Here is a 280-nt window from a genome sequence, read left to right as displayed (position 1 = left end):
GCTATAACCTGGTCACCTCGCAGACCCGCATCCCGCTGGTGCAGAACGGCACCGTGGACATCGAGTGCGGCTCCACCACCAACAACGAAGAGCGCCAGAAGCAGGTCGACTTCTCCGTCGGCATCTTCGAGGTCGGCACCCGCCTGCTGTCGAAGAAGACCGCCAACATCAAGGACTTCGACGACCTCAAGGGCAAGAACGTGGTGACCACCGCCGGCACCACCTCCGAGCGCCTGCTCAAGGCCATGAACGCGGACAAGAAGATGGGCATGAACATCAT

Annotated in this window: 1 protein-coding gene; it reads left to right on the top strand. The window is 61.1% G+C overall.

Features of this window, described 5'->3' with window-relative positions; translation table 11 throughout:
- Positions 1 to 280, top strand: a 280-nt coding sequence (locus ACLJNW_RS24590; protein ID WP_410961269.1) for a transporter substrate-binding domain-containing protein, incomplete at both ends; no start/stop codon positions are given.

The organism is Salmonella sp. SAL4457, from assembly GCF_046548235.1.
Lineage (GTDB): Bacteria > Pseudomonadota > Gammaproteobacteria > Enterobacterales > Enterobacteriaceae > Salmonella > Salmonella enterica.
This window is presented reverse-complemented; position numbering and strand designations above follow the sequence as displayed.